This window comes from Halodesulfovibrio aestuarii DSM 17919 = ATCC 29578, assembly GCF_000384815.1.
Classification (GTDB): domain Bacteria; phylum Desulfobacterota; class Desulfovibrionia; order Desulfovibrionales; family Desulfovibrionaceae; genus Halodesulfovibrio; species Halodesulfovibrio aestuarii.
This window is the reverse complement of the sequence record NZ_ARQF01000021.1, coordinates 331391-356575: the sequence shown is the minus strand read 5'-3', so window position 1 is coordinate 356575 and position 25185 is coordinate 331391. Positions and strand designations below refer to the sequence as shown.

20 protein-coding genes, 1 tRNA gene and 1 other RNA gene are annotated in these 25185 nt (G+C 44.4%); 14 read left to right on the top strand and 8 right to left on the bottom strand.

Annotated features, from left to right (window positions below):
- The first annotated feature begins 167 nt into the window (after positions 1-167).
- Positions 168-527: a transfer-messenger RNA gene (gene ssrA, locus F461_RS18935) on the top strand.
- 81 nt (positions 528-608) lie between these two features.
- Here ssrA and F461_RS0112375 read toward each other — a convergent pair.
- Positions 609-1052, bottom strand: a complete 444-nt coding sequence (locus tag F461_RS0112375; protein ID WP_020001484.1) for a GNAT family N-acetyltransferase — start codon at positions 1050-1052, stop codon at positions 609-611.
- A 378-nt stretch (positions 1053-1430) separates the two neighbouring features.
- Here F461_RS0112375 and F461_RS0112370 point away from each other — a divergent pair, with 378 nt between their 5' ends.
- Entirely contained in the window at positions 1431-4799 is a 3369-nt protein-coding gene (locus tag F461_RS0112370; protein WP_020001483.1) for a DUF2339 domain-containing protein, read from the top strand.
- A gap of 281 nt (positions 4800-5080) precedes the next feature.
- On the opposite strand, the gene F461_RS17845 is transcribed toward F461_RS0112370, so the two are convergent.
- Both F461_RS17845 and F461_RS0112360 read right to left on the bottom strand, forming a co-directional pair.
- Entirely contained in the window at positions 5081-5266 is a 186-nt protein-coding gene (locus F461_RS17845) for a YodC family protein (RefSeq protein ID WP_020001482.1), read from the bottom strand.
- 202 nt (positions 5267-5468) lie between these two features.
- Positions 5469-6650, bottom strand: coding sequence for an iron-containing alcohol dehydrogenase (locus F461_RS0112360; protein ID WP_020001481.1), 1182 nt, complete (start codon positions 6648-6650; stop codon positions 5469-5471).
- Between the two features lie 403 nt (positions 6651-7053).
- Between F461_RS0112360 and F461_RS0112355 the strand changes: the two genes are divergently transcribed.
- A complete protein-coding gene (locus F461_RS0112355; RefSeq protein ID WP_020001480.1) occupies positions 7054-8139 on the top strand; it encodes an aldose epimerase family protein in 1086 nt (361 codons plus the stop codon).
- Between the two features lie 36 nt (positions 8140-8175).
- On the opposite strand, the gene F461_RS19585 is transcribed toward F461_RS0112355, so the two are convergent.
- Positions 8176-8304 carry a hypothetical protein gene (locus tag F461_RS19585; RefSeq protein WP_020001479.1) on the bottom strand — a complete coding sequence of 43 codons (129 nt, stop codon included), beginning with the start codon at positions 8302-8304 and terminating at the stop codon, positions 8176-8178.
- A gap of 357 nt (positions 8305-8661) precedes the next feature.
- Here F461_RS19585 and F461_RS0112345 point away from each other — a divergent pair, with 357 nt between their 5' ends.
- The 4 genes from F461_RS0112345 to F461_RS0112325 all read left to right on the top strand — a co-directional run bounded on the left by F461_RS0112345 (position 8662) and on the right by F461_RS0112325 (position 13596).
- Positions 8662-9669: an amino acid ABC transporter substrate-binding protein gene (locus tag F461_RS0112345; RefSeq protein ID WP_020001478.1), complete on the top strand. Its 1008-nt coding sequence runs from the start codon at positions 8662-8664 to the stop codon at positions 9667-9669.
- Positions 9670-9796: 127 nt separating this feature from the next.
- On the top strand, positions 9797-10570 hold the full coding sequence (locus tag F461_RS0112340; RefSeq protein ID WP_020001477.1) for an amino acid ABC transporter ATP-binding protein: 774 nt from the start codon (positions 9797-9799) through the stop codon (positions 10568-10570).
- A 293-nt stretch (positions 10571-10863) separates the two neighbouring features.
- Complete coding sequence (locus F461_RS0112330; RefSeq protein ID WP_020001475.1) at positions 10864-12348, top strand: alkaline phosphatase; 1485 nt, start codon at positions 10864-10866, stop codon at positions 12346-12348.
- A 78-nt stretch (positions 12349-12426) separates the two neighbouring features.
- Positions 12427-13596, top strand: a complete 1170-nt coding sequence (locus F461_RS0112325; protein WP_020001474.1) for a YibE/F family protein — start codon at positions 12427-12429, stop codon at positions 13594-13596.
- An 89-nt stretch (positions 13597-13685) separates the two neighbouring features.
- Here F461_RS0112325 and fsa read toward each other — a convergent pair whose 3' ends face one another.
- Positions 13686-14339 carry a fructose-6-phosphate aldolase gene (fsa, locus tag F461_RS0112320; RefSeq protein ID WP_026364752.1) on the bottom strand — a complete coding sequence of 218 codons (654 nt, stop codon included), beginning with the start codon at positions 14337-14339 and terminating at the stop codon, positions 13686-13688.
- A 184-nt stretch (positions 14340-14523) separates the two neighbouring features.
- On the opposite strand from fsa, the gene F461_RS0112315 reads away from it, so the two are divergent.
- The 3 genes from F461_RS0112315 (at position 14524) to F461_RS0112305 (ending at position 17716) form a co-directional block, all read left to right on the top strand.
- Positions 14524-14600 (top strand) — tRNA-Met (locus F461_RS0112315).
- Between the two features lie 338 nt (positions 14601-14938).
- Complete coding sequence (locus F461_RS0112310; RefSeq protein ID WP_020001472.1) at positions 14939-15601, top strand: HAD family hydrolase; 663 nt, start codon at positions 14939-14941, stop codon at positions 15599-15601.
- A 123-nt stretch (positions 15602-15724) separates the two neighbouring features.
- Complete coding sequence (locus tag F461_RS0112305) at positions 15725-17716, top strand: alkyl/aryl-sulfatase (RefSeq protein WP_020001471.1); 1992 nt, start codon at positions 15725-15727, stop codon at positions 17714-17716.
- A 204-nt stretch (positions 17717-17920) separates the two neighbouring features.
- On the opposite strand, the gene F461_RS0112300 is transcribed toward F461_RS0112305, so the two are convergent.
- Genes F461_RS0112300 through F461_RS17835 form a run of 3 tightly spaced genes read right to left on the bottom strand, consistent with a single transcriptional unit; the run spans position 17921 to position 19594 of the window.
- Positions 17921-18490, bottom strand: a complete 570-nt coding sequence (locus F461_RS0112300; RefSeq protein WP_020001470.1) for a class I SAM-dependent methyltransferase — start codon at positions 18488-18490, stop codon at positions 17921-17923.
- A gap of 1 nt (position 18491) precedes the next feature.
- A complete protein-coding gene (locus F461_RS17840) occupies positions 18492-19298 on the bottom strand; it encodes an HD domain-containing protein (protein ID WP_020001469.1) in 807 nt (268 codons plus the stop codon).
- Positions 19299-19306: 8 nt separating this feature from the next.
- Complete coding sequence (locus F461_RS17835) at positions 19307-19594, bottom strand: hypothetical protein (protein WP_020001468.1); 288 nt, start codon at positions 19592-19594, stop codon at positions 19307-19309.
- Positions 19595-19842: 248 nt separating this feature from the next.
- Here F461_RS17835 and dnaE point away from each other — a divergent pair, with 248 nt between their 5' ends.
- The 4 genes from dnaE (at position 19843) to F461_RS0112270 (ending at position 25109) form a co-directional block, all read left to right on the top strand.
- Complete coding sequence (gene dnaE, locus F461_RS0112285) at positions 19843-23313, top strand: DNA polymerase III subunit alpha (protein ID WP_020001467.1); 3471 nt, start codon at positions 19843-19845, stop codon at positions 23311-23313.
- Positions 23306-23692: a 6-pyruvoyl trahydropterin synthase family protein gene (locus tag F461_RS0112280; protein ID WP_020001466.1), complete on the top strand. Its 387-nt coding sequence runs from the start codon at positions 23306-23308 to the stop codon at positions 23690-23692. Before dnaE ends, F461_RS0112280 begins: the two co-directional genes overlap by 8 nt.
- Before the next feature lie 3 nt (positions 23693-23695).
- A complete protein-coding gene (locus tag F461_RS0112275) occupies positions 23696-24310 on the top strand; it encodes a MarC family protein (RefSeq protein ID WP_020001465.1) in 615 nt (204 codons plus the stop codon).
- Positions 24311-24803: 493 nt separating this feature from the next.
- A complete protein-coding gene (locus F461_RS0112270) occupies positions 24804-25109 on the top strand; it encodes a hypothetical protein (protein ID WP_020001464.1) in 306 nt (101 codons plus the stop codon).
- The last annotated feature ends 76 nt before the right edge of the window (positions 25110-25185 follow it).

The following is a 25185-nucleotide window of genomic DNA, read 5'->3' as shown; positions in this document are numbered from 1 at the left end:
AAACTATCACTAAAACACTATCTTTTTCTGCTTGCAGGGAAATATAAAAAAGCGTAGTTACTTTCGCCTGCGTAAATGCATTCTGCTTGCAGAATAGACCATTACAACGCATACTAAACCATCTGATGTCAGTTCCCATTTTTTCTGGCAAACAGATACTCCCAATTGGGGGCGCACTGGTTTCGACGGGGATAGAAGAAACCGGAGTTGCAGGTCGAGGCGCCGCTGGCCTCGTAAAAAGCGGCACTAAAGTAATTGCAAACGATTACGAATACGCAATGGCAGCTTAATTGACCGCCACGTTCTCTTTGTTGACGTCAGATAGACTTAGAGAATGACAAAACACCATCCGACTAGTTTCAGTAGGCGTTTGCTGCAGCTGGAGCGAAACTTATACAGCGAACTGGCCTTACGTCGCCTGTTCTGGGGCAAAGCGTAACGTGAGATAAATTAATCCGGAACTAAACCTGTAGATGCTTCGAGTGGACCATTCTCGGACGCGAGTTCGATTCTCGCCGCCTCCACCATGAGGTAACAAAGCTCTAATCCTTTCAAAGGATTAGAGCTTTTTTTGTTTCTATCTTTCTACCCTTTTGGCTTAAGCATTGTTAGCAAACCTTATCTAGCTCCATATGAAGTATTGGATAAGGTTTACCCATGCCATCTGTAGCCGACCGTCTTACAACCTTAAATCCCTGAGCAAGATAAAATTTGTGTGCCTCTGGATTCTGCTCATTCACATCAACCTTAGTAACACCACACTCTTCAACAGCGTATGTAGCTAAAGCTTTGCCAAGTCCTTTGCGGAAGTGTTCAGGAGCAACAAACAGCATTTCTAACATTTCACCAGAAATTCCCATGAATCCCATAACATTGCCTATTTCATCTTTAATCAGATAAATATCAACGACAGGCAGAGCAGAATCTAATATCAGCACCCTCAGTTCCTGAAGATACTCTTCTCGCACAAAAGCATGGGTCGCTCTTACTGAAGCTTCCCAGACATTAATAATAACTTCGTAATCATGTTTTGTTCCATGTGTAATATTCATTTTTCCACCTTGATATCAGATTACGGCAAGCACTTAACACAACCAGACTGTACCGAAAATGCCTACTCGAAAAGGTTGTGAAAGCTAAGAAGAAAAACAAATTGCCAATTCGATTTCCAGTTTAAGGATCGAACTCGTGGCTGCTGGCATCTGTTTCTTCTTGCCCTATGTCTATGTAATTATACAATTTAAAACAAAACTACCCCACCAGATACCAGCCTTCAACAATTTTAGCTCCTTCTAGAAATACGACCAATAAAATTAGTTGTATCAAACTTCCCTCGGCTGCTTATCATCGAACAACATCTATATGCAGTGCACACTGACAAGAATACGGTATGATCTGAATAAACCAGCCCCAACCTAAAAGGAAAAAAAATGATGGAAATGCCCTACATGGCGGACGCACCCTATTTTATGGGAGTATTCATGGGCATAATTGGAATTGTAATTCTCTGCAGCGGGATATTCTTCTTAATTTCAGCACTCGTCATGCCATTGATAAACCGCAGCCGAATTAACAAACTACGAATAAAGCATGTTCAGCTTGCCACTAACATAAAGGATATGCGTTTCCTTTTTGAAAAAAACGAAAATGATGTTCTCATAAACCTTAAGAATGAACAGGCTTCTTCTGAATCTCAACCACACCCCGAAAAAAACTCGGAAGCAGAAGACAATACAAAGCCCAATACTGAAACCCTCTTTGGAGTCCAGACGCAAGTTTTGGGCGGCAGCATTCTCCTTCTGTTTGCAGGATTTATACTACTTGGAAAGGTAATGGAGGCCTTCATTGGATTAACGGGTTGGTTATGCTGCTTAATTTTGCCATGGATAAATCGCAGCAGCATCAAGAAACTGCATACAGAAACTGAACAGCTGACTACTGTTACTAAAAAACTCGAAGTTATTCTAAAATGGAAAGAGCATCCTGAAATGAAAGAGGCTATCCTCAAGACATGTGCAACAGCGCCTGATACTATTGCCGATAACATTAAGCACCCCTTCCATACACAACTGATGATTTTGTGCGTCGTTATCTTCCTTATTTCTGTAGCATTATTCCAACTGCACATTTCGATAGTAACCATTATTTGCGGAGGACTTGGGATATTTTGTTTGATAAATAGGCACATTATCAACAAATTACAGAATGAATCAGACCAATTTCGTTCTATCGTTCAAGAATTAACGACCATTTTTGAAATAGAAGGAAGTTATCCCCCAAAAACGCTCAAGAGCGAAAAAGCCTTACACCATGCGCCCCCCCAAGATGCTCCTGAAGTCATATCACAAAACAAGGTTACGGATAATGAGGAACCAGAATTCACATTTGAAAAAGAAGAACCGGCTTCAAAATCAAGTGAAGCTACACCAGCATCAAAAAAACATATTGGATTTGAACAACAATTTGGCGTACGACTCCCTGTTTGGATAGGCGGTATAGCCCTTACGCTTGCTGGAGTTTTTCTAGTTAAATATTCGATTGATATTAATCTGCTCACTCCTGCAGTACGCGTAGTTTTAGGGGGATTACTGGGTGGAACATTGCTTTATAGTGCTGAATGGGTACGAAAAAAAACGCACTTTCAAAACGGTGTCCGTATCGCGCAATCCCTATCCGGAGCAGGAATAGCAGTACTTTACGCCTCTCTCTTCGCTGCAACCAATTTATATCAGCTTATCTCATATCCTCTGGGCTTCTCAGGCATGGCTATTGTTACCGCAACGGCGGTTGCTCTCTCATTAATGCACGGCCCTCCCATTGCGTTGCTTGGTCTTATAGGCGGTTTTTGCACCCCTGCCTTGCTAGGCCCCACTCCTCCACACTCTCTAACATTCTTTGTTTATCTTTACCTGCTGTTCTTCGGCCTGCTGCTTGTCATCAGCCGTAAGAACTGGTGGATACTATCCTTCCCCACCTTGCTTGGTGCATTTTTCTGGGTCGTATTCTGGACAACCAGCGTATTTGCCCAAAGTGATGCACTTTGGCTTGGATTATTTTTAATTGCAGTCAGTGCCACCATCGTTATCTGTTCAAAAAATTCTTATGAACAAGAAAGCACTGATAAAAATCAGACATCGTATTTTACGTCCATCTTAAATTATATCGGGCTTAGTGGTGCCCTAATACTGCTGGGAATTATCACAGGAAAAGCCGGATTCGACATTTTCGAATGGTCGTTATTTGGCTTGTTAGCAGCTGGAGGCATTTGTCTGGCGTACCTTAATGATCGGTTATACGGATTTGTACCTTTGGTATCCGTAACCGTAACAATAGGAATGCTCATTGCGTGGGATACAGCAGAGGTATCCACGTATGCTTTTATACTTACGGCCTTTGCATTAGCTTTTGCAGGAGCCGGATATTTTTGTCTGTGGCGCACCAAGATCCCGCTACTTTGGGCAGGATTAACGGGAGCAACCAGTATTGCTTTTTACCTACTGGCTTACTTCAAGCTACGACATACTGAACTGGTCGATTCTATTCCATCTTTCTGGAGCGTCACAGCTATCACGCTTGCAGGGATAGCTGTCTACACAGTGCATAAAATACGAGTATACTACCGTGATCATCCAAAACAAGATCACTTGCTGGCATTATTTGCAGCAACGAGTGCAGCATTTATTTCCATCGCACTCACTATTGAATTACAACGCGACTTCCTGCCCGTTGCATTCACAGCAGAAATGTTTGCCATTGCATGGATCTATAGCCGGATCCCTATCAAAGCATTACGTCCTATCTGCATGGCACTAGCACTAGCTTTCGTCATTCTGTTACTTCCCCAACTACACATATTGGGGACCCTCCTGATGATATCAAAAATAGGGGGAGTGAAACAAAGCATAGTAGAAGGAGTAAGCCTCCCGATTATTCAATGGCCAGTCTTCCAACTTGGTGTTCCAGCAGCGATGTTTATTGGTGCAAGTTACTTTCTGAGACGGGATCACGATGACATTTGGGTACAGATTTTAGAGCTGGCAGCAATCATCTTGACTGCTGTAATGGGATATTACCTGACGCGCCATGCGTTCTATGTTGAACTGAACGATATACTCTTTGCTAAAGCGGATTTTTTGCAGCGAGGCATCTTCACTAACATTCTATTCATAATTGGCTTCGTATGGCTATTCTTCGGTAACTACTTTGATCGATTTGCGTTGACGTTAGGCGGCGTAGGCTTATGCGCAATTGGCATTTTTCGAATCATATTTTATGATTTTTTATTCTACAATCCACTCTGGACACACCAAAAAATTGAAGGATGGCTTGTGTGCAACAATTTACTACTACCTTATGGGCTCCCCATACTTTGGACACTGATTGCTGAAAGCATACTCCCTCTCGAAAATAGAAAACTGTGGTCCAACGCCACTCGTGGATTCGCCCTTCTCTTACTCTTTGTTTTGATCAATATGAACGTCCGCTATTTTTTCCACGGGGAATATCTGGGGGTCGGAATCACTACAAATACAGAAATCTACACCTACTCTGTTGCATGGCTTATTCTTGCTATTACCTTACTGCTTGCAGGCGTTATTTCAAAAGCCAAACTGCTGCGATATACCTCCCTTGTAGTCATGATTGTAACGGTCGGGAAGGTGTTCCTGTATGATGCTTCTGAACTGACCGGCTTGTACCGGGTATTCTCCTTCTTAGGATTAGGACTCTGCCTATTAGGGCTTAGCTGGTTCTACACCCGTTTCATTTTCAAAGACAATCCCCTGCCTCCTTCAAATTGACTGAAGTTATCTTTTTTGACGACCAAGCTCTTACTGATTAACGCGGTAAGAGCTTATTTATGCCTAGTAAGAATTCATAATAACAATCTAATATTATTATGATATAGTCGCTAGTAAGAATAAAATGAGCGAAAACGCAACAAGGAGAAAACCTTATGGAACGTTACATTGTGCTTATAATTCTTGCGTGTTCTATTCTCTTCAGTGTGGCAACGTACACATGTTTTTAATGTTATACCTGATTAAACAAAAAGCCTTGTCTAACGACAAGGCTTTTCCCTTTAATATGCACCATCTACGAACAGTTTACATTCACCTACGGCTTCTACAGGAAATGATGCTGTCTTCAACTCGCTGCCTACAAACCAGCTGCAGCTTACCCATCCTGTAGCGGCATCAAATTCGATCACAGTCATCTCCGGCCCGCCGGACTTTAACTGAATAACGTCTCCAGCTACAAATTTCATAATGCCTCCGGATATTGTATTCCGATCTGCTCGCAAAACCTTTCCCTAGCGCATTTGCATGCCATCACAGATTTACATAAATTATATAATGGATGCACACTTCGTACAAGCCTTCACTATAGGCGCATGTATACGTTAGTCATATAAAAAAAAAGCGGAGAGTTTCCCCTCCGCTTTACATTTGAATTATAGTGCGTGCTAATTACATAGCTGCTTCGTAAATTTCCATTACATCCTGATCAGTAGGACAGCGAGGGTTTGTGAGACCACAGGCATCTTTCTGTGCGTTTGCAGTCATGGTTGCAATATCATCAACGCTTACTTTCTTACCGTAACGTTCGCCAAGAGCTTTCAAGCCCTTAGGAATACCTACGTCGTGGGAAAGTTCACGGATAGCTTTCAGACATTTTTCAGCTGCTTCACGAGTGCTTAGACCATCAATGTTTTCACCCAGCCAAACTGCCATGTCAGCAAAACGATCCATCTTAGCAATCATGTTGAATTTTTCAACGTGTGGCAGAAGGATAGCATTACATTCGCCATGTGGAAGATCGTAGAAGCCACCAAGCTGGTGAGCCATTGCATGAACGTGACCAAGACTTGCGTTGTTAAATGCCATACCAGCCAGATACTGAGCGTAGCACATGCCGTTTCGGGCTTCGAGGTCCTTACCATTTGCAACAGCGGCACGAAGATGCTTGGCAATAAGTCTGATAGCTTTTTCAGCACATGCATCAGTAAGCGGAGTTGCTATAGTAGAAACGTATGCTTCAACAGCGTGAGTCAAAGCATCCATACCTGTTGCAGCAGTAAGTGCTGGAGGCATACCTACCATAAGCATTGGATCATCCAATGCGATAGTCGGGGTTACACGCCAGTCAACGATAGCCATTTTAACTTTGCGGGAAGTGTCTGTAATAATGCAGAAGCGAGTCATTTCTGATGCTGTACCAGCAGTTGTGTTAACAGCAACGTATGGAGGCATTGGATTAGTAGACTTATCTACCCCTTCGTAATCATGAATTTTTCCGCCATTAGCAACAACAAGGCCGACACCTTTACCACAGTCATGAGAGCTACCACCACCAAGGGTAATCAGTGAATCACAACCTTCTTTACGATACACATCAACGCCGTCATGAACATTTGTGTCTGTTGGGTTAGGAATAGTTTCATCATAAACAACGCATTCCATGTTTTCTGATGCAAGCAAATCAACGATCTGCTTAGTAATACCAACTGCAGTAATCCCTTTATCTGTAACCAAGAGAGGCTTTTTACCACCCAAGGCACGAATTTTTGCTGGGATTTCTTTATGAGCACCAATTCCTATCAAAGTAACACTAGGAATAAAAAATCCATTCACTTCTTCACGTACAGCCATTAGACATCTCCGTAGAAAGTATCAGTGTATGAAAAATTGTTATTACCTTCGCGCACCGCGAAGTAGATAACCCGTGTCGTAGTTTATAAATACACACGAGAGTCTTTACTCACAAATTTTTTTTTTTACTCACAGTACGAACCTTTTTACACTGAAAAAAAAAGGTGACGGTCGCGTTGAATGTTCTTTTATTCACAAACAGTGAAGTGCAAACAAAATTTTGGTCAATCCTCATAATCTACTTATCCGACAAGAGTCTGAAAGCTTTGTTACAAAAATCACAAATTTGTTTTAATTAATGTAACAGACTGCTCTGTTAGTCTCTGTGAGAAAAATCCTTACACGTAGGCAAAAGCTTGGTTACGCTCTTAGTCATAGTCCGACAGTACTTTTTGGAGGAAGTATGAAGGTAGCAATTGATTCTTTTGGGATTACTCCCTCTGGAGAAGTCATAGAGCGTTATACTCTTAATAACGACAGAGGGATAACTGTTGAGTTAATGACGTACGGTGCCACCATCTTAAAGATAGCAACACCAGACTGTGGGGGTAATGTAGGTGATATAACCATAGGGTTTGATACCTTGGAAGATTATCTGACAAAGAACCATCACTTCGGTTCTATTGTTGGTAGATACGCAAACAGAATTGAAGGTGCAACGTTCCGGTTGGGCGGGACGACTTATCATTTAGACAAAAATAACGGCAGCCACCATATCCATGGCGGCTCACAGGGTTTTGATAAATATGTGTGGAACGCACACATGGTTGAACATGAAGAAAGCGCTTCTGTTATTATGCAACACATTTCACCCGATGGTGATATGGGCTTTCCAGGTACACTTTCTGTACAGATTGCATACACCTTGGACAAACAGGACACCTTAACCATTGATTATTCAGCATTCACAGACGCACCAACTGTTCTTAACTTAACCAATCACACCTATTTCAATCTATCCGGTAAAATCGGTTCAAGCATTTCAGATCATATACTTACTGTCCACGCTGAAGACTATCTTCCTATTAATGAAGAATGCATCCCTACTGCCAATGCTCCACAGTCCGTTGTAGGCACGGTTATGGATCTGACTATTCCTACTGTCATCGGAGATAAAATAAACAAGAAAGATCCACAGCTCGTTTTTGCAGGTGGATTTGACCACACTTATGTCCTTTCAAAAGATCACGATAACATAGTGCGGCTGGCAGCTATGCTCACTCACCCTGATTCCGGGCGCAGTATCAGCATCGCAACATCTGAACCCGGCATTCAAATATACACAGCAAATAATCTTGATGGTACGACACAGTATAGGAATGACATAATCGTTCCAAGACACGGGGCTATTACTTTTGAAACACAGCACTTCCCAAACTCTCCCAACCGTCCTGATTTTCCTCCAACAGTACTTCTCCCCGAACACACATACACGCAAAAAACCAAATTCACATTCAATAAAGTAATCACCAGTTGCAATGTTAAATAAATAAAAGCCACAGTAAACACTGTGGCTTTTCGCGCTTTAAAAGCGACGCGTCATTAGCATAAATATCAACACAAAGGGTAAAAGCCATAAAGCAACAAGTCCTGCAAAAAAAACAGTTACAAGAAAAAAAACTGTCGCAACTGCCCACATTACATCACGCATCATCTTCAGCCTCCATGTCTGCCCATCCAGCATACATGACTTATATCTGCTGAAAATGATTTACACATAGCCCGTACTCCTAAACAAAGACACCATGCCTTTTCTTGCAAACCAGCCTGTTTCAAATTAGACAGCAAACAAATCATATTGTTTCTGTAACTATGTAACATGCCATGAAGAGCGTTTTTTCTTTTCAATCTTCAATATGATTCTCTACGGTAGTCTCTTCTGCTTCAAGCAGTTCGGTTGTATAATGATGGCTACAGACACAGACTTTCACACAGTCTTTGGTCAGCTGCCACGTTTTAGTTCAACAGTGCCCATCAGGTCAGCTCTGATTTTCTCATGGAAGGTTTTATTATGCGCACAGCACGCACTCTTATGTTCGCTCTTGCTTTTGTTCTTTCTGCCTCATGCGCTTTTGCGTCTACTCTTGAAGACGTAGTAACGCGTGGCTATCTTAAGTGCGGCACGCACATTGCTGCTCCGGGCTTCTCGACAGTGGACAACTCTGGCAACCGTATTGGCTTTGATGTTGATTTCTGCCGCGCTGTCGGTGCGGCTATTAACGTTGAGGTAAAATACACACCACTTACTTCCAAAGAAAGCCTTCCCGCTTTGCAGTCCGGTGAAATTGACTTGCTCTCCCGCACCATGACCCAGACCATGAGCCGAGACACTAACCTCGGTCTCGATTTTACTGTTGTAACGCTGTACAACGGTCAGGGATTTATGGTTCGTAAAAAGCTCGGCATAACCAAAGCAAGCGAACTCGACGGTGCAACTGTCTGTCTTCAGACCGGTTCTATCTTTGAACTCAATGTTGCTGACTACTTCCGTAAGCACAATATGGAATTTACTCCAGTTGCTTTCGACAAACAGCCAGCCGTGCGTACTGCATACGAGGCTGGTCGCTGTGACGTACATACCACCGACGTTTCCAGCCTTGCAGCGCAACGTTCTCTTATGAAAAAACCAGAAGATCACATCATTCTTCCAGAGCTTCTATCCAAAGAACCACTTGCGCCTGTCGTACGCCAAGGTGACAACCAGTGGGCAGACATTGTGCGCTGGACAATCTGGCTTACCATGGCTGCTGAAGAAAAGGGCATCACAGCTGAAAACATAGATAAGGTAGCAACAGAAACCAAAGATCCTGAAGTTCAGCGAATGCTGGGCGTTACCGGTACCCTCTGGAAAAACCTTGGTCTTGATAACAACGCACCAATCCGCGTCATCAAAATGGTCGGAAATTACGGCAACATCTTTGATCGTAACCTTGGCAAGAACACTCCGCTTCGTCTCGAACGCGGCTACAACAACCAGTGGAACAATGGCGGTCTCATTTACGCGCCACCTTTCCGCTAGGAAATATACATTGAAAGAAGCATGCGTAGTTGTAACGCTCTAAGACTGGTCTCTTTTCTAATCACTGTCCCGAACAGTCTACTCCTCGAAAAGAATATGCGCCCAAGTTGATTAGCAAGGAATAATTATGAGTCAGATATATACAGCACCCAATCTTGCCAATACCCCAGTCATTATTGAGATGGACGGCGTAAACAAATGGTACGGTCTGTTCCATGTATTAAAAGATATCAACCTCCAAGTTCGTCAACAGGAAAAAGTAGTTATTTGCGGGCCTTCCGGTTCGGGAAAATCCACCCTCATCAGAACATTAAACCGTCTTGAGGAACATCAGGAAGGCAATATCATTATTGATGGAACTACCCTGACAAACGATACAAAAAATATTGAACTGATTCGCCGTGAAGTGGGTATGGTTTTCCAACAGTTCAACCTGTTCCCGCACCTGTCTATTCTCGACAACGTCACTATCGGCCCGATATGGGTACGCAAGATCCCTCGTAAGCAAGCAGAAGAAATAGCATACACATTCCTTGAGCGCGTAGGTATCGGCGAACAGGCACTCAAATTCCCCGGGCAGCTTTCCGGTGGACAGCAACAACGCGTTGCAATCGCTCGCGCGCTTGCCATGCAACCGAAAATCATGCTTTTTGACGAACCGACATCCGCACTTGATCCTGAAATGATCAAAGAAGTTCTCGACGTACTGCGCGAACTTGCAGACCAAGGCATGACCATGATCTGCGTTACCCACGAAATGGGTTTTGCCCGCGAAGTAGCTGACACCATGGTATTCATGGATCAAGGGCAGATTGTTGAGTATGCACCGGCAAAAGAATTCTTCACCCAACCGCGTGAAGAACGCTGCAAAAGGTTCCTTGAGCAAATCCTGAATCACTAACAGCCCGCATACATATCCAACTCAAAAGAGAAGCCTGACCGCTTCTCTTTTTTTGATTCAGCAAAACCTACTCACGTCACAACACCTTAACATTCTTCACTAAAAAGTTTTTTCAACGCCATCACCAAGTAACATGCAGATTGCAAAAAAAGCGCAATACTTTTTAGAGGTTGCGCTTTGTGCGCCAAAAGCATGCAAAACCATATGTATGTGACTCAATAGCGTCGAACAGCTTTTATCAGGCAACATGCATTTTACACCGTTGCCCGAGAATCAAGCTCAAGGAGTTCGTGATGCGTTTCTTAACCCTACGTTCTATTGCAGCAATTACTTGTGCACTTATTGTGCTGACAAGCTCAGTCTGTACAACTCATGCCGGAGAATACTACTCTGGAAAACCAGCTAAATACGTGTTTCTCTTCATCGGTGATGGCATGGGCATTGCGCAAAAAATGTCTACAGAAGCAATTACCGGCGAAAAACTGACCTTTGACAACTTCCCTGTTCAGGGCATCACAACAACACAGGCGAATAACAGATTTATTGTAGGATCAGCTGCCGCCGCAACTGCAATGAGTTCCGGTCAAATCACAAACATTGGTATGATCGGCATGTCCCCTCAAGGAAAAGACGTAAAAACCATTGCAGAAATGGCGCATGACAAAGGTCAGAAAGTGGGAATTGTATCCAGTGTTTCCATTGACCATGCAACACCTGCTGCATTCTATGCTCATGTCCCGAAACGCTCCCAGTACCATTATATCGATCACGCCCTTGCAGCTTCCAATTTTGATTACTTTGCAGGGGGCGGTCTGAAAGATCCTAAGGGCACCCGTAAGGGTATCGAAGCTCGCGGCAACGCATTCAACGCTATTCAAAAAGCCGGGTACAAAATTGTTTCAACCCGTAATGGCTTTGATAAATTATCCCCAAAGAGCGGCAAGGTACTGACATACAACGAATGGTTACAGGATGCCGGTGCAACTCCGTACGAAATTGACCGACGTGCACAGGATATTTCTCTTGCAGAATTCACGGCTAAAGGCATCTCACTGCTCGACAATCCAAAGGGATTTTTCATGATGGTTGAAGGCGGTAAAATAGACTGGGCTTGCCATGCGAACGATGCAAAAGCCGCAATAATGGACACCGTAGCCTTTAACAACGCAGTAAAAGAAGCTGTGGATTTTTACAAAAAGCACCCGAACGATACCCTGATCGTTGTTACAGGTGACCATGAAACAGGCGGTATGACTCTTGGTTTTGCAGGAACAAAATACGAAAGCCATTTTGATGTCCTTGCAGCGCAGAATGTTTCCTTTGAAAAATTCACTCAGGAAGTCATGGAGCCGTTTAAAAATTCTGCACACGGTAAGAACACATTTGAAGACCTTAAACCTCAGATCACAAAATACTTCGGTCTTAAATTCAAAGGCGACCCTAAAAAAGACGCTATGGTGCTTAAGCCATTCGAGGTTGCAAACCTTCAAGAAGCCTTTGTCCAATCCATGGCAGGCCACCTTATCCAAAATAATTCACCACAGGCAGCCATCCTGTACGGGAGCTATGACCCGCTTGTTGTAGCCGTAACCCACACTATAAACAACAAAGCCGGTCTTGCATGGACATCTTTTAAACACACAGGCACTCCGGTTGTAACCAGCGCAATTGGTGTTGGTGCAGAAAGTTTTAGAAACAACTATCACCAGTCTGAAATCGCCAAAAAGATTATGGCTGTCATGGGAATTGCTCCAGAAGTAAGCGTAGCCTCTAAGTAACATCAGTCCATGACTCCAGAAATGGCGGTGCACCCCCTGTGCCGCCATTTCCTTTCTCCCCATAGCAAGGTGAATCTTATGACAAAGACAACAACACGTGACACCATCCTTATTGGCGTTTTCCTGCTCCTTTCTATAGTTCTATGGAATATCCCGACGCCGTTTGATGACAGAATCGACGACACTGCGGATCAATATAAGGGAGCTGTTCTTTCTGTAGACAACAGTCAGCTTCAACGACACTCACTGGTCACGGTGGGGGTCCAGATTCTTGATGTGAAGATGCTTGAAGGTGCACATAAAGGCGAAATATTCACTGTAACGAACCCACTCATGGGGCGGTTGGACATAGACAAAGCATTTTCCGTGGGGGACACCGCGCTACTTGTTGTCACTCATACCCCCGAAGGAAAAATAGACACCATCGTCCCTCAGGATCATTACCGGATCGGTCTTGAGTTAGGATTGCTTTGCCTTTTTGCACTACTATTAATTCTTTTTGGTGGAAAAACCGGCGCAAAGGCTCTACTCAGTTTTATTTTCACCGGACTTGTCCTATGGAAAATTTTCATTCCGTCCTTGCTGCTCGGCATTGATCCTATTTGGCTTGCGCTGGCCATTGTAGCAATCCTTACAGGGACAATCATTTTTCTTGTAGCAGGACTTAGCCGCATGGGAACAGTGGCATTTCTGGGAGCAATGCTCGGAGTAACAAGCAGCTGTATTCTGGCAATATGGGCAACCTCCGCCTTCAAACTGCATGGCGCGATAATGCCTTTTGCAGAAACATTGCTCTATGCAGGCTACGCGCATCTTAATATTACACAAATATATGTGGCTGCCATCTTTGTTGCAGCGTCCGGCGCTGTCATGGATTTAGCAATGGATGTAGCTGCAAGCTTGCAAGAGGTAGTGGATACCCATCCTTCAATCAGCAGAAGGGAAGCACTACTTTCCGGCCTCAGAGTTGGACGCGCAGTTGTAGGAACTATGACAACCACACTGCTCCTTGCCTATTCAGGCGGCTATGTGACCTTACTCATGGCATTTATGGCGCAGGGGATTCCCGTCATCAATATGTTCAACATGCTTTACGTTGCAGCGGAAGTAGTCAAAACCCTCGTTGGAAGTTTTGGGCTTGTTCTTGTCGCACCGTTTACTGCAAGTATCGGGGCAATTCTTTTCACACAAAAAAGAAAAAGTGCTCAACCGCAAAAGCAACTGAGCACTGTATTACAAAATCCGTAGCGCGGCGCAGTATGGCGACACTACATCTCTACCTGAAACCAGACCAACCAGTCAGAACATTAGCCCGCTCCGTCAGCCTCTTTATCCGGTTACCAATTACCGCCTGTCAGCTTATGCCAGTCACCAAGGAAGCTAGCCAGACCTTTATCTGTAAGCGGATGATGTACAAACTGCTGTAACACAGCAAAAGGAACTGTTGCCACATCCGCACCGATCAACGCCGCATCAAGTACATGCACAGGATGACGGACACTCGCGACAAGAATCTTGGTGGAGTATCCGTAGTTATCATAAATGGTACGGATTTCTTCCACCAAATTCATACCACTACTGCCGATAGCATCAAGACGACCGATAAACGGGCTGACATATGCACCACCAGATTTCGCAGCAAGCAGCGCCTGTAAAGATGAAAAAACCAGCGTGACATTTGTATCAATACCCTCATCAGAAAGCGCTTTAATGGCCTTTAACCCTTCCGGTGTCATAGGAATTTTTACGACAACATTATCACCCATTTTTTTCAGATCGTGCGCCTGTGCAATCATGCCCGGAGCGTCTTCCGCAACAACTTCCAGACTAACAGGCCCCTTCACTACTTCTAGAATCTCTTGCGCTCGAACACGCCAGTCTATGCCCTCACGTGAAAGCAAAGTGGGATTAGTAGTCACTCCATCAATTAGACCCTGCTCTTGGGCAATTGTAATTTCTTCTATACTAGCGGTATCAATAAAAAACTCCATAATCTCCCTCTGGATATTGTTTGGTAGTACGTCCATGAACCGTGTCTGCATGCGTCCTCCAGAACGTATAACCAGTTCATGCTCTCCGTACTTTTTTATTTTTTAGCTTGACTTTCCCGCCTGTTTTATTCAAAAAACATCTCGCACTTAGCGATCATGTTTTTACACATGGTTTAGATTTGATGGCGAGGTAGCTCAGTTGGTTAGAGCATGCGGCTCATATCCGCAGTGTCGGGGGTTCAATTCCCTCCCTCGCTACCATAAAATTACGACCCTTTTTTAAGGGTCTTTTTTTTTGCCTGACACGCATTTCTCTGTAGAATATACGCCTCACCTCTCCACGTCTTTTAGTATTCCCTGTATGTCCTGCTTCACTTTTCCCTACTATCCCGACACGAATTATAACACCATATGACGTGCCAGCGTTTGTCATCGTATTAATTTATGTATACCAACACCCCGTCTGGCAAAACAGTACCTATACCGCCGCAACTGCCGTATTGACCTTCCAGAGTGCGCCCTATAAAAATACAACTGTTCCGGCTTACGATTAACTACACGCCGCATCGAGAGCCCTTCGCTCTGACACGAGGAAAAACATGATACATTCACTCAAAGCTGTTGTTTTCGACTTCGACGGCACCCTTGCTATCCCGACCATTAATTTTAATGAAATGAAGCAACGGGCACATACTGCGGTCAAGGGGGTGTACCCCAACCTTCCGGATCTCAATGGGCTCCCTCTTCTTGAATGGCTTGATATGGCCCAAAAACAGGCGGCACAGGAAAAACTATCTATTGCAGAGGCAATAGAAAAAGCCGCAATCAGTGCCACAAAAGATGTTGAACTTGAAGCTGCTGCACGAAGCGACATATTTACATGGGGGCGCAAGTTACTATCGGAACTGCTGAAACGCGACATCATCCCTTGTATTGTCACCCGCAACTGCACAGAAGCAGTACATATTGTTTTTCCGGATGTTGATGAGTACTGCCCCATTGTACTCACCCGTGACGATGTACCGATGGTAAAACCAGACCCGGATCATCTGCATAGAGCACTCGCACTTGTCGGCTGCCAACCTGAAGAAGCAATAATGACAGGCGACCACATTATGGACATTCACACCGGCAAGGCGGCAGGAACACTCACAGCCGGAGTATGTACAGGGGAAGCCACGCGGGAAGAGCTTGAAGCTGAACATCCGGATTTCATTGCAGCAGATTGCTGGGATCTTTTTCTACAGATAACATCCCGTTAAAGATCAAGCTCCCAACTTGATACAAGACACAGCCAGCAAAAAGCCCTGAGAATATCACTGACTGATAAACCCTAGACGTTACAATCACGCTGTGACCTCGTTAAAGTTTATCAGGAGAGTAACATGAAAGGCATACGGCTATTCTTTTTTATCTGGCTGGCCATTCCTTTTCTTTCGAACACTACGCTTGCAAATGTTTCACCAAATCCTGCAAGTGACATTACAAAAGCAGCGAACGCTCAATGGCTAAAAATTCTGCCTTTTGCTAACGAACAGGATTTTAAAGATGCCACTAAAGGTCTTGTTGCGCCATTACCAAACAACGGCATTATTAAGGACGCCAAAGGCCGTGTCGTTTGGAACATGCAGCTATTCAAATTTGTTCTTGAACAAAAAAAATCCCCAGAGACTGTAAACCCTAGCTTATGGCGTCAAATGCAGCTGGTTATGCAGGGTGGCTTATTCAAAGTTTGTGACAGGCTCTACCAGATACGCAATGCTGACCTTTCAAACATGACAATCATTGAAGGCGACACAGGCATTATCGTTATAGACCCGCTCATTTCAACAGAGACGGCAAAAGCAGCGCTTGATCTCTATTACGCCCACCGCCCGAAAAAGCCGGTTGTCGCTGTATTCTATTCCCACAGTCACGTTGACCATTATGGCGGGGTGCGCGGCATCATTGACGAAAAAGATGTAAGAGACGGAAAAGTGAAAATTATTGCTCCGGAAGGATTTACCGAAGCTGCCGTTTCTGAAAACTTATATGCTGGTAATGCTATGAGCCGCAGAGCTACATACATGTATGGAAACATGCTCCCTCCATCCCCGCAAGGACAGGTCGGCGCTGGTCTCGGCACTACAACATCCACAGGGACCATCACCCTTATTCTCCCTACAGACCTTATCAAAGAAACCGGTCAAAAAATGAGTATTGACGGACTGGATTTCGAATTTCTTATGGCTCCAGACTCAGAAGCACCTGCTGAAATGCATTGGTACGTAAAACAGCTTAAAGCCATTTCTGCCGCAGAAAACTGCACCCATACATTACACAACACGTACACATTGCGTGGTGCAAAAATTCGTAACCCTCTTGCATGGTCAAAGTATCTCAATGAAACTATTCAACTATGGGGAAAAGATGCAGAAATTCTCTACGGCATGCACCACTGGCCTGTATGGGGACATGACGCCGTTATTGAAAATTTAGCAATGGCTCGGGATGGGTACCGGTATATCAACGACCAGACCCTCCGTCTTGCCAACATGGGCTACACACCGGATCAAATCGCAGAACAAATTCACTTTCCGGAAAAATTGGCTCAACATTGGGCAATGCGCGGGTACTATGGTTCCGTATATCATAATGTAAAAGCAACCTACGTATTCTATCTTGGCTGGTTTGATGGTAACCCATCTAACCTGCATGTGCTTCCACCTGTTGAAGCTGCTAAAAAATACGTTGAATATATGGGCGGCGCGCAAGAAATACTTACCAAAGCACGTAAGGCTTACGAAAAAGGTGAATATCGCTGGGTAGCAGAAGTCGGCAACCATGTTGTGTTTGCTGATCCTTCAAATGAAGAAGCCCGCATGCTGGTTGCGGATGCACTGGAGCAACTGGGTTATCAAGCTGAATCCGGCCCTTGGCGCAACTTCTACCTGACGGGTGCGCAAGAGTTACGTAATGGAGTAAAGGAACTGCCTACTCCAAACACAGCGGCACCTGATATCATTAAAGCTGTAGATACGAGTATGTTACTTGACTACACAGCGATACGCTTGAATCCGGAAAAAGCCGCTGGCAAGGTAATTACAATCAATCTGGCTCTCACTGATTCGTCTGAAAAATACGTTCTGGAACTTCGTAACTCAGCACTCTCCAATCGCATCGGCACTGCTGATAAGGCAGACCTCTCTATAGACATTCCACGAGCCTTACTTAACAAGGTATTCCTCCAGGAAACCACACTCGATGATGCACTAAAAAGCAAAGAAGTCACAGTTAGAGGCGACGAGAAAAAACTTCATGACCTTCTGGGGATGCTCGACAACTTCCCGTTCTGGTTTAACATCGTGACACCGAACAAGCCGCTATCTAAAAAATAATACAAAAAGAAAGGCACGACGCCCTGTCGTGCCTTTCTTTTTAGCGAAAAACTGTTGCCTTCAGCGGGCATGGTTTTGCCCCTGCATCCCGCAAAGGAACACAGCCCTCTTCCCCCAGAAAATCTCAGGAGAAAAAGATTAGCCAAAAGGTGTACTGCAACCCTTTTAAATAAAAATAAAAAAAGCGGGATATAAATTCACGCATTACCCGACCAACAACAAGCGAATGCCACCACCCCATATTGTAATGTTAGAAAACTCACTTGTCTGCGCCCGATGCGCGATGCCGTGCAACGCACCAACGCGTATGTACTTTTTATAAATATCCCAATGTCCTCGATGAAGAAACTGTTCCGCAATCGAACAGATATATTGGGAAGGCAACTCTATATTCCGTTCAGCCAAGGCAAAGTCTATAAGCAATGCAGTTGGAGCAATTCGCATACATTCCCGTACAATCTGCTCTGCCACTTCCGGCTCAACTTGATGCAAACCAAAACTCACAAGACACAGGTCAAACGAACCGTCTTTAGCGTCTAAAAATGGTCGCCCAGCTTGTATTTTTTTTTGTGAACGGACAAGCAAGGTATGCAACGCATTATGATTAAGAACTTCAAGTTGCTCTACTGAATCACTCAAGGCATGTGACAACGCGTTTGTATTTTCACCAATAAGAAGTACGCGACGGGCACGTGCCTTACCCACAAGCCGCACAGCCTGCTCAACAGTACTTGCGAGAATCTTCTTCCATAAAAAAGTGGTTATGGCATTCATGCTATTCCCCTTCTTCTCCAAAACAATCTTCAGCCAACACCCGTTCCATTTCCTCACGCACAACGCGCTTAACCTTCTCCATTTCCGGTAACGCCGGTAAGGTATCAAGCAAACGTTCCATTATGCCGCGTTGATGTAACAACTGCATGGAAACACCATACTCCAATCCAAACACCCAGCTGGCAAGAAGCAACTTAAAATCGTTTACATACCGCATATCATCATATCGTATCGATTCACCATGCAAAAGCTTGTACAACACCTGACGAGTATATTTTGTTGCCCCCTCTTCAAGCCCCATTGTTACAACATCACTCTTTGAACCATCATGTGTAAAATTAGAAACAAGCACAGGGAAAATATCCAGTTTGTCACTGTCACGCACGATATTTGTGGCTATGCGAATATGCTCTGGAAGCCCCTTAGGAAGAGCAAGCTTATTGTGCATCGCGACAGTTGCCCTTACAGCATGTTGTATTTCTTTCGGTTCCTTCGCTAAGACATTTTCATATTTTAATATACGACTGCCAAGCAAGCCGTGATTCACGGAGTTCCGGTCACTGTAGGTTTTATACATCCTAAACTGCTCAAACCGCCCGACATCATGGAACAGCGCACCTAACAGCGCGACTTTCATATCCCGCGAAGTTAATGATAAGGAAGCAGCAATCTGCTTTGCATTATCGAATACACGCAACGTATGATCACGTTTCAGATCAATATATTGCCGATCTTCACTATCTGCCTGAGCATAAGGCACGACATACTGCTCAAACCATTTTTGGTACAGTGTGATATCCGGAACCATGTCTGTCTCTATTTTTTTTGAGCGATTTTCTCTGCACGTATTTTTGCTTCAGCCTCTCGCGCAGCTTTTTCCGCTTCACGCTCGGCTTTTGCCTCATCATTCCACTCGTCCCACTTTTTCTCTCTAAAAAAACCTTTTGGGCCAAAGAGGACTCGTAGATAGATAATGATAAACATAAAAAAAACAAATATGAGCGCATACTGCCCATATTTGGTTGAAATAAAATTAGTTATGGCTTCATCAAAAGTTTTTGATTCGGCAACAGCCTGAATCCACGATAAGAACTTTTCAAACACTACAACCTCCGGTATTACACCTGCTCTTCGAATGTATGCGAAGAGGGATTATCTTCATACAGCGTACATAAGTACATATAAAAAAATATTCTTCTATTTTTTCAAAACAGTACAAGTAGACATGGGGAAATCCAGTTGTCCCACTGTGGTGATTCTGCTACGTTCACTTGATACTAACTAGTACCTGTTATTCCGTAAAACTGATTCTATAAAGACTGCTCAGAAACCTTCCACCTTAGTTGCGAACCATGTCAGATTTTGTACATTTACATTGCCATACAGAATACAGCCTTCTTGATGGCGCTATCCGTTTAGAAGACCTTTGTCAAAAAGCTTCTGATTTCAATATGCCTGCCGTTGCCATTACAGACCATGGCAACATGTACGGTGCTGTCTACTTTTACCTCATGGCTCAAAAAGCCGGTCTTAAACCAATTATCGGGTGCGAGGTATATGTTTCGCACGGCGATCACACAGAAAAAACCGGTGAATTTGCAAAAAAACGCTACCATCTGGTGCTGCTTGCTAAAAACGAAAACGGGTACAAAAATCTTTGTAAAATTGTAACAGAAGGTTGTGTAAACGGCTTCCACTACAAGCCGCGTGTAAGTAAAGAGGTACTACGCCAGCACAGCGACGACCTCATTGCTCTTTCCGCATGTCTTGCAGGTGAAGTCCCTCGGTATCTGCTCAATCACACAATGGAAGAAGCAGAAGAGATTACACAGGAATATGCTGAAATTTTCCCGGACAGATTCTATCTTGAGTTACAATCCAACGGGTTAAAAGAACAGGATGAACTCAACGAAAAACTCATTGAGCTGTCCAAACGCACCGGACTTCCGTTGGTGGCAACCAACGACTGCCACTACTTGAACGCAACAGACGTTGAAGCACATGACACTCTCCTTTGTATCCAGACCGGTGCAAAAGTGCAGGACGAACGCCGCATGCGTTTCGAAACAACAGAACTGTACTATAAATCTCCTGAAGAGATGAAAGCTGCCTTTGCCCATGTTCCGGAAGCTATTTCTAATACAATAAAAATTGCCGACCAGATCGATATCAAGCTCACTTTGGGGGAATACTACTTCCCTGAATACGAACTGCCGGAAGGCATGACTATGGCTGACGAATTCAGCCGCATGTGTCGTGAGGGTCTACAAAAGCGTATAGATGTTGTTCCATACGAAATCGACGAGAAAGCTTACTGGGATCGACTTGAGCTTGAGCTTAAAGTTATTAATGACATGGGATTCCCAGCCTACTTCCTTATCGTACAGGACTTTATTAACTGGGCAAAAGACAACGGCATCCCTGTCGGACCGGGCCGTGGTTCTGCTGCGGGTTCTATTGTTGCATGGGCACTGCGCATTACCAACCTTGACCCTCTCCCGTACGACTTACTCTTCGAACGATTCTTGAACGTTGAACGTGTATCTATGCCGGATATCGACGTTGACTTCTGCGAACGCCGTCGAGGTGAAGTTATCCGCTATACAATGGAGCGGTACGGCGAAGACAAAGTTGCGCAGATCACCACCTTCGGTAAAATGAAGGCAAAAGCGGTAATCAAAGATGTTGCCCGCGCTCAGGGACTGACATTTCAGGAAGGTGATAAGATTTCCAAGCTTATCCCTGATGAAATGAAAATGACCATCCAAAAAGCACTGGCGGCAGAACCTGAACTGGCAGACCTCTACCGTACAGATCCTACTGTTACAAAACTTATCGATATTTCCCAACGCCTGGAAGGCCTTTGCCGCCACGCCTCCACCCATGCCGCGGGTGTTGTTATTTCCGACAAACCAATGGTCGAATACCTGCCATTGTATCGAGATAAAAAAGGCGGCAGGGTAACACAGTTTGACATGAAGAAGGTTGAGCAAGTCGGCCTTGTAAAATTCGACTTCCTCGGTCTGCGCACTATGACCGTTATTCAGGACGCTGTGGATAACATCGGCTTTGCGGGTAAACCGCAACCAGATCTCGACACACTCCAATTCGATGATGAAGCGACATACGATCTGTACCAGCGCGGCGACACAGACGGTATTTTTCAGGTAGAATCTTCCGGAATGCGTACCTACTTGCGCATGCTCAAACCGAGTTGCTTCGACGACATTATTGCTATGCTCGCCCTCTACCGTCCGGGGCCATTGAACTCCGGTATGGTTGACGAATTTATTAAGCGTAAGCATGGCGAAGTCCCTGTGGTATACCCGCTGCCATCTCTTGAAGACTGCCTGAAGCCGACATACGGGGTTATCGTATATCAGGAACAGGTTATGCAAATTGCACAGATTGTCGGCAACTACACCCTTGGTGGTGCGGACTTGCTGCGTCGTGCAATGGGTAAAAAGAATGCAGACGCTATGGCGCAGGAGCGTACCAAGTTTGTTGCCGGTGCAGCTGAAAACGAGATTCCAAAAGAAAAGGCTGAAGAAATCTTCGACCTCATGGAACAGTTTGCAGCATACGGCTTCAACAAATCCCACTCTGCTGCGTACGCGCTTATTTCCTACTGGACGGCATACCTCAAGGTTCATTATCCAGTAGAATTCATGGCTGCCCTTATGACTTCTGAAATGGGGAACCAGGATAAAGTTCTTAAATATGTTGCAGCATGTCGCGACATGGATGTTGCCGTAGAGCAAGCAACCGTACAGGCATCGCGCCGCCAGTTCACTGTACACGAAGGCAAAGTTATTTTCGGCCTTGGTGCCATTAAAACGGTAGGTGACGAAGCTATCCGAGAAATTGTGGAGGCACGCGAAGCTGACGGAGAATTTCAATCCATGCTGGATCTTGCCTGCCGCGTTAACCTTCGCAAAGTCACCAAACGTGTTCTGGAAAACCTTATTAAAGGTGGAGCAATGGACTGCTTCGGCGTTTCCCGCCGAGGCATGCTCGCTGCATTGGACAACGTTGTTGCCAAAGCGCAGAAAAAAGCAAAAGACAAAGATTCTAATCAGGTTTCTTTGTTCACTATGATCGCCGAAGAACCAAAGGTTATTGGCGGAATCGGATTTGATTGCGAAGAGCAGACTCTTGAAGAATTTGATGACGAGCAAAAATTGCGATTTGAGAAAGATGCTCTTGGGTTCTACTTAACAAGTCACCCATTGCAGCCATTCCGTCGCGAACTGCACCGCCTGCATTTGCAGCCTCTCGAAGAAGCTCTGGACCTTGAACAAGGCGGTGAAATCAAATGTGCCATTCTGGTAACTGCCATGAAAGAGCATATTACCAAGAAAGGCAGCAAAATGGCCTTCATGGATATTGAAGACCTTACAGCTTCCGGCGAACTTGTTGTATTTCCCGAGGCGTATGCTGAAGGTAAAGAGTTGTTCCTCAGCGAAGAGCCACTGCTGTTAACTGCACGAATCAGTGACCAGCAGAACAACGAAGATTCTGACGACGAAGATGCAGTAAAAGAAATTAAGCTGTTATGTGAAAAAGTTGAGTCTCTCACTGAAGCATGTCAATGCAACCTTGAGCCGACAACAATTGACATACCGCATAATAAACTTTGTTTGCAGGCCATCGCAGACCTCAAAGAAATTTTAGTAAAACACAACGGTCCGGTACCAGTCTATGTGCGGGCTATGATAAGTGATTCTGATGCAATTTTCAGTCTGGATGAAGCATACTCTATTCATCCGGGCCCTCAATTCGAAAAAGACTTTGCCAATTGGAAAGGAGTTGTCCATGGCTAATGGTATCTGGCGGCTTACTGTGCGTTCCGATTTTGCAGCCGCACATGCACTTCGCAACTACGATGGTAAATGCGAAAACATTCACGGACACAACTTTGCGGTTGAAGCTGTTGTAGAAGGCGACAAGCTTTCTGAAGATGTTGAAATTTTGCTTGATTTCAAGGTAATGAAAACAAAGCTGAAAGAAGTGACAGAGCTTATTGATCATAAAGATTTAAACTGTACCGCTCCGTTTGATACCATGAACCCTTCTTCCGAAAATCTTGCCCGTTTCATTTATCAAGAGTTGGGTAAACGTATTGAGTCATACGGAGTACGTGTTTACTCTGTAACTGTATCCGAAAAAGCTGCACAGTCTGCGACATATCTGGAGTTATAGGGCATGATGGATTTGAACTGGCAGGTAATTTTTGAAATCTCCGTTACACTCTTTTTGATCTTCGATCCTCTGGGTAACGCGGCAATGTGCTTACCAATGCTAGGCGCCTTTACGCCTAAGCAGCAACAACGAATAATGTTTCGAGAGCTTGTTATCGCGCTCGGAATCATCCTGTTATTCACGTTCCTTGGTGACAATCTTCTGGGTCTGCTTAACATCCACCACTCTACGTTGCGTATTGCGGGTGGTGTTATCCTGCTCATCATTTCCATGAAAATGGTCTTTCCACAAGGAAATGGATCTTCAACAGACCTTGAAAAAGATCCGTTCATTGTTCCTATTGCAGTTCCTCTACTGGCAGGCCCATCCTTGCTGGCTGCAGTTATGCTCTATGCAGCCCGTTCTCAGGAAAGCACACACGGTAATGCAGAACTGTTAACAGCTATTTTCCTGTCATGGGTTGTTACCGCAATAATTCTGCTCTGCGCCTCATCCCTTACCAAAATATTAGGTCAACGAGGCTTACGGGCAACAGAGCGCCTTATGGGACTAATTCTCATCTTTATGGCAGTCCAAATGCTTGAAGACGGCATCCGCATGTTCGTAGTGTCGTTCTAAAACATACTCATACCCACAAAAAGCCTCTCCTACGCATGTAAGAGAGGCTTTTCTATTATCAGGCTCCGGCCACCACTAGTTTACGCGCCTATGGACTATAACCAATCGCTGCGCAACAAATGCACATAAGTACGATCCCTCACTCCCAGTATGTGCAAATACATACACATCTTAGTAGATAATTTGCACACAACCTTTCATTCTCAAAGTATGATGGCTGCAACTGGTTGAAATACCATGATCGAAGTTTTGGTACACCTATTGCTTTAGAAGATGTGTAATGTTCTTTACATGTAACATGATGGTCACATTATTATGAGGTCGCTCAACTACGCTGTTGTAGATCGATTTTTACTCTATCCGTTATATATTCGATGCACTGTGCATTGTAATGTGGCCATCATGTTACCAACTACATAGTTACTATGCACAAAAAATACACATGCATGATAATTCAATACAAAAACTTCATTGCATGTGCCATGAGGTAATTATGACATTTTTAACTAGTACCGTAGATATAACAACAGTTCCCTATACAAATATTGATATACAGAGCTGCACCGATGAACAAAGCGTTGAGACCGACCATAAAGACCTACAGTGTCTTTTTCAGCACATTCCTTCCGATAACTATGTAACACTCGGACGAGCACGAAAACAGACACCTTCAATCTCACCAACCAGTGAAGACTCTCTCACCGAAGCCGGAAGCGATTATAACACGTACTTCACATACAAATACTGCGCCCAACCCTCTCACATAGCGCACGATGAAACCCATATCACAAACCGCTAATCTCTTTAGCGACATAAAGCCTAAGCACAATCAGACATACGACCATGTCTCAAGTAAAAAGCCAGAGAATATCCAC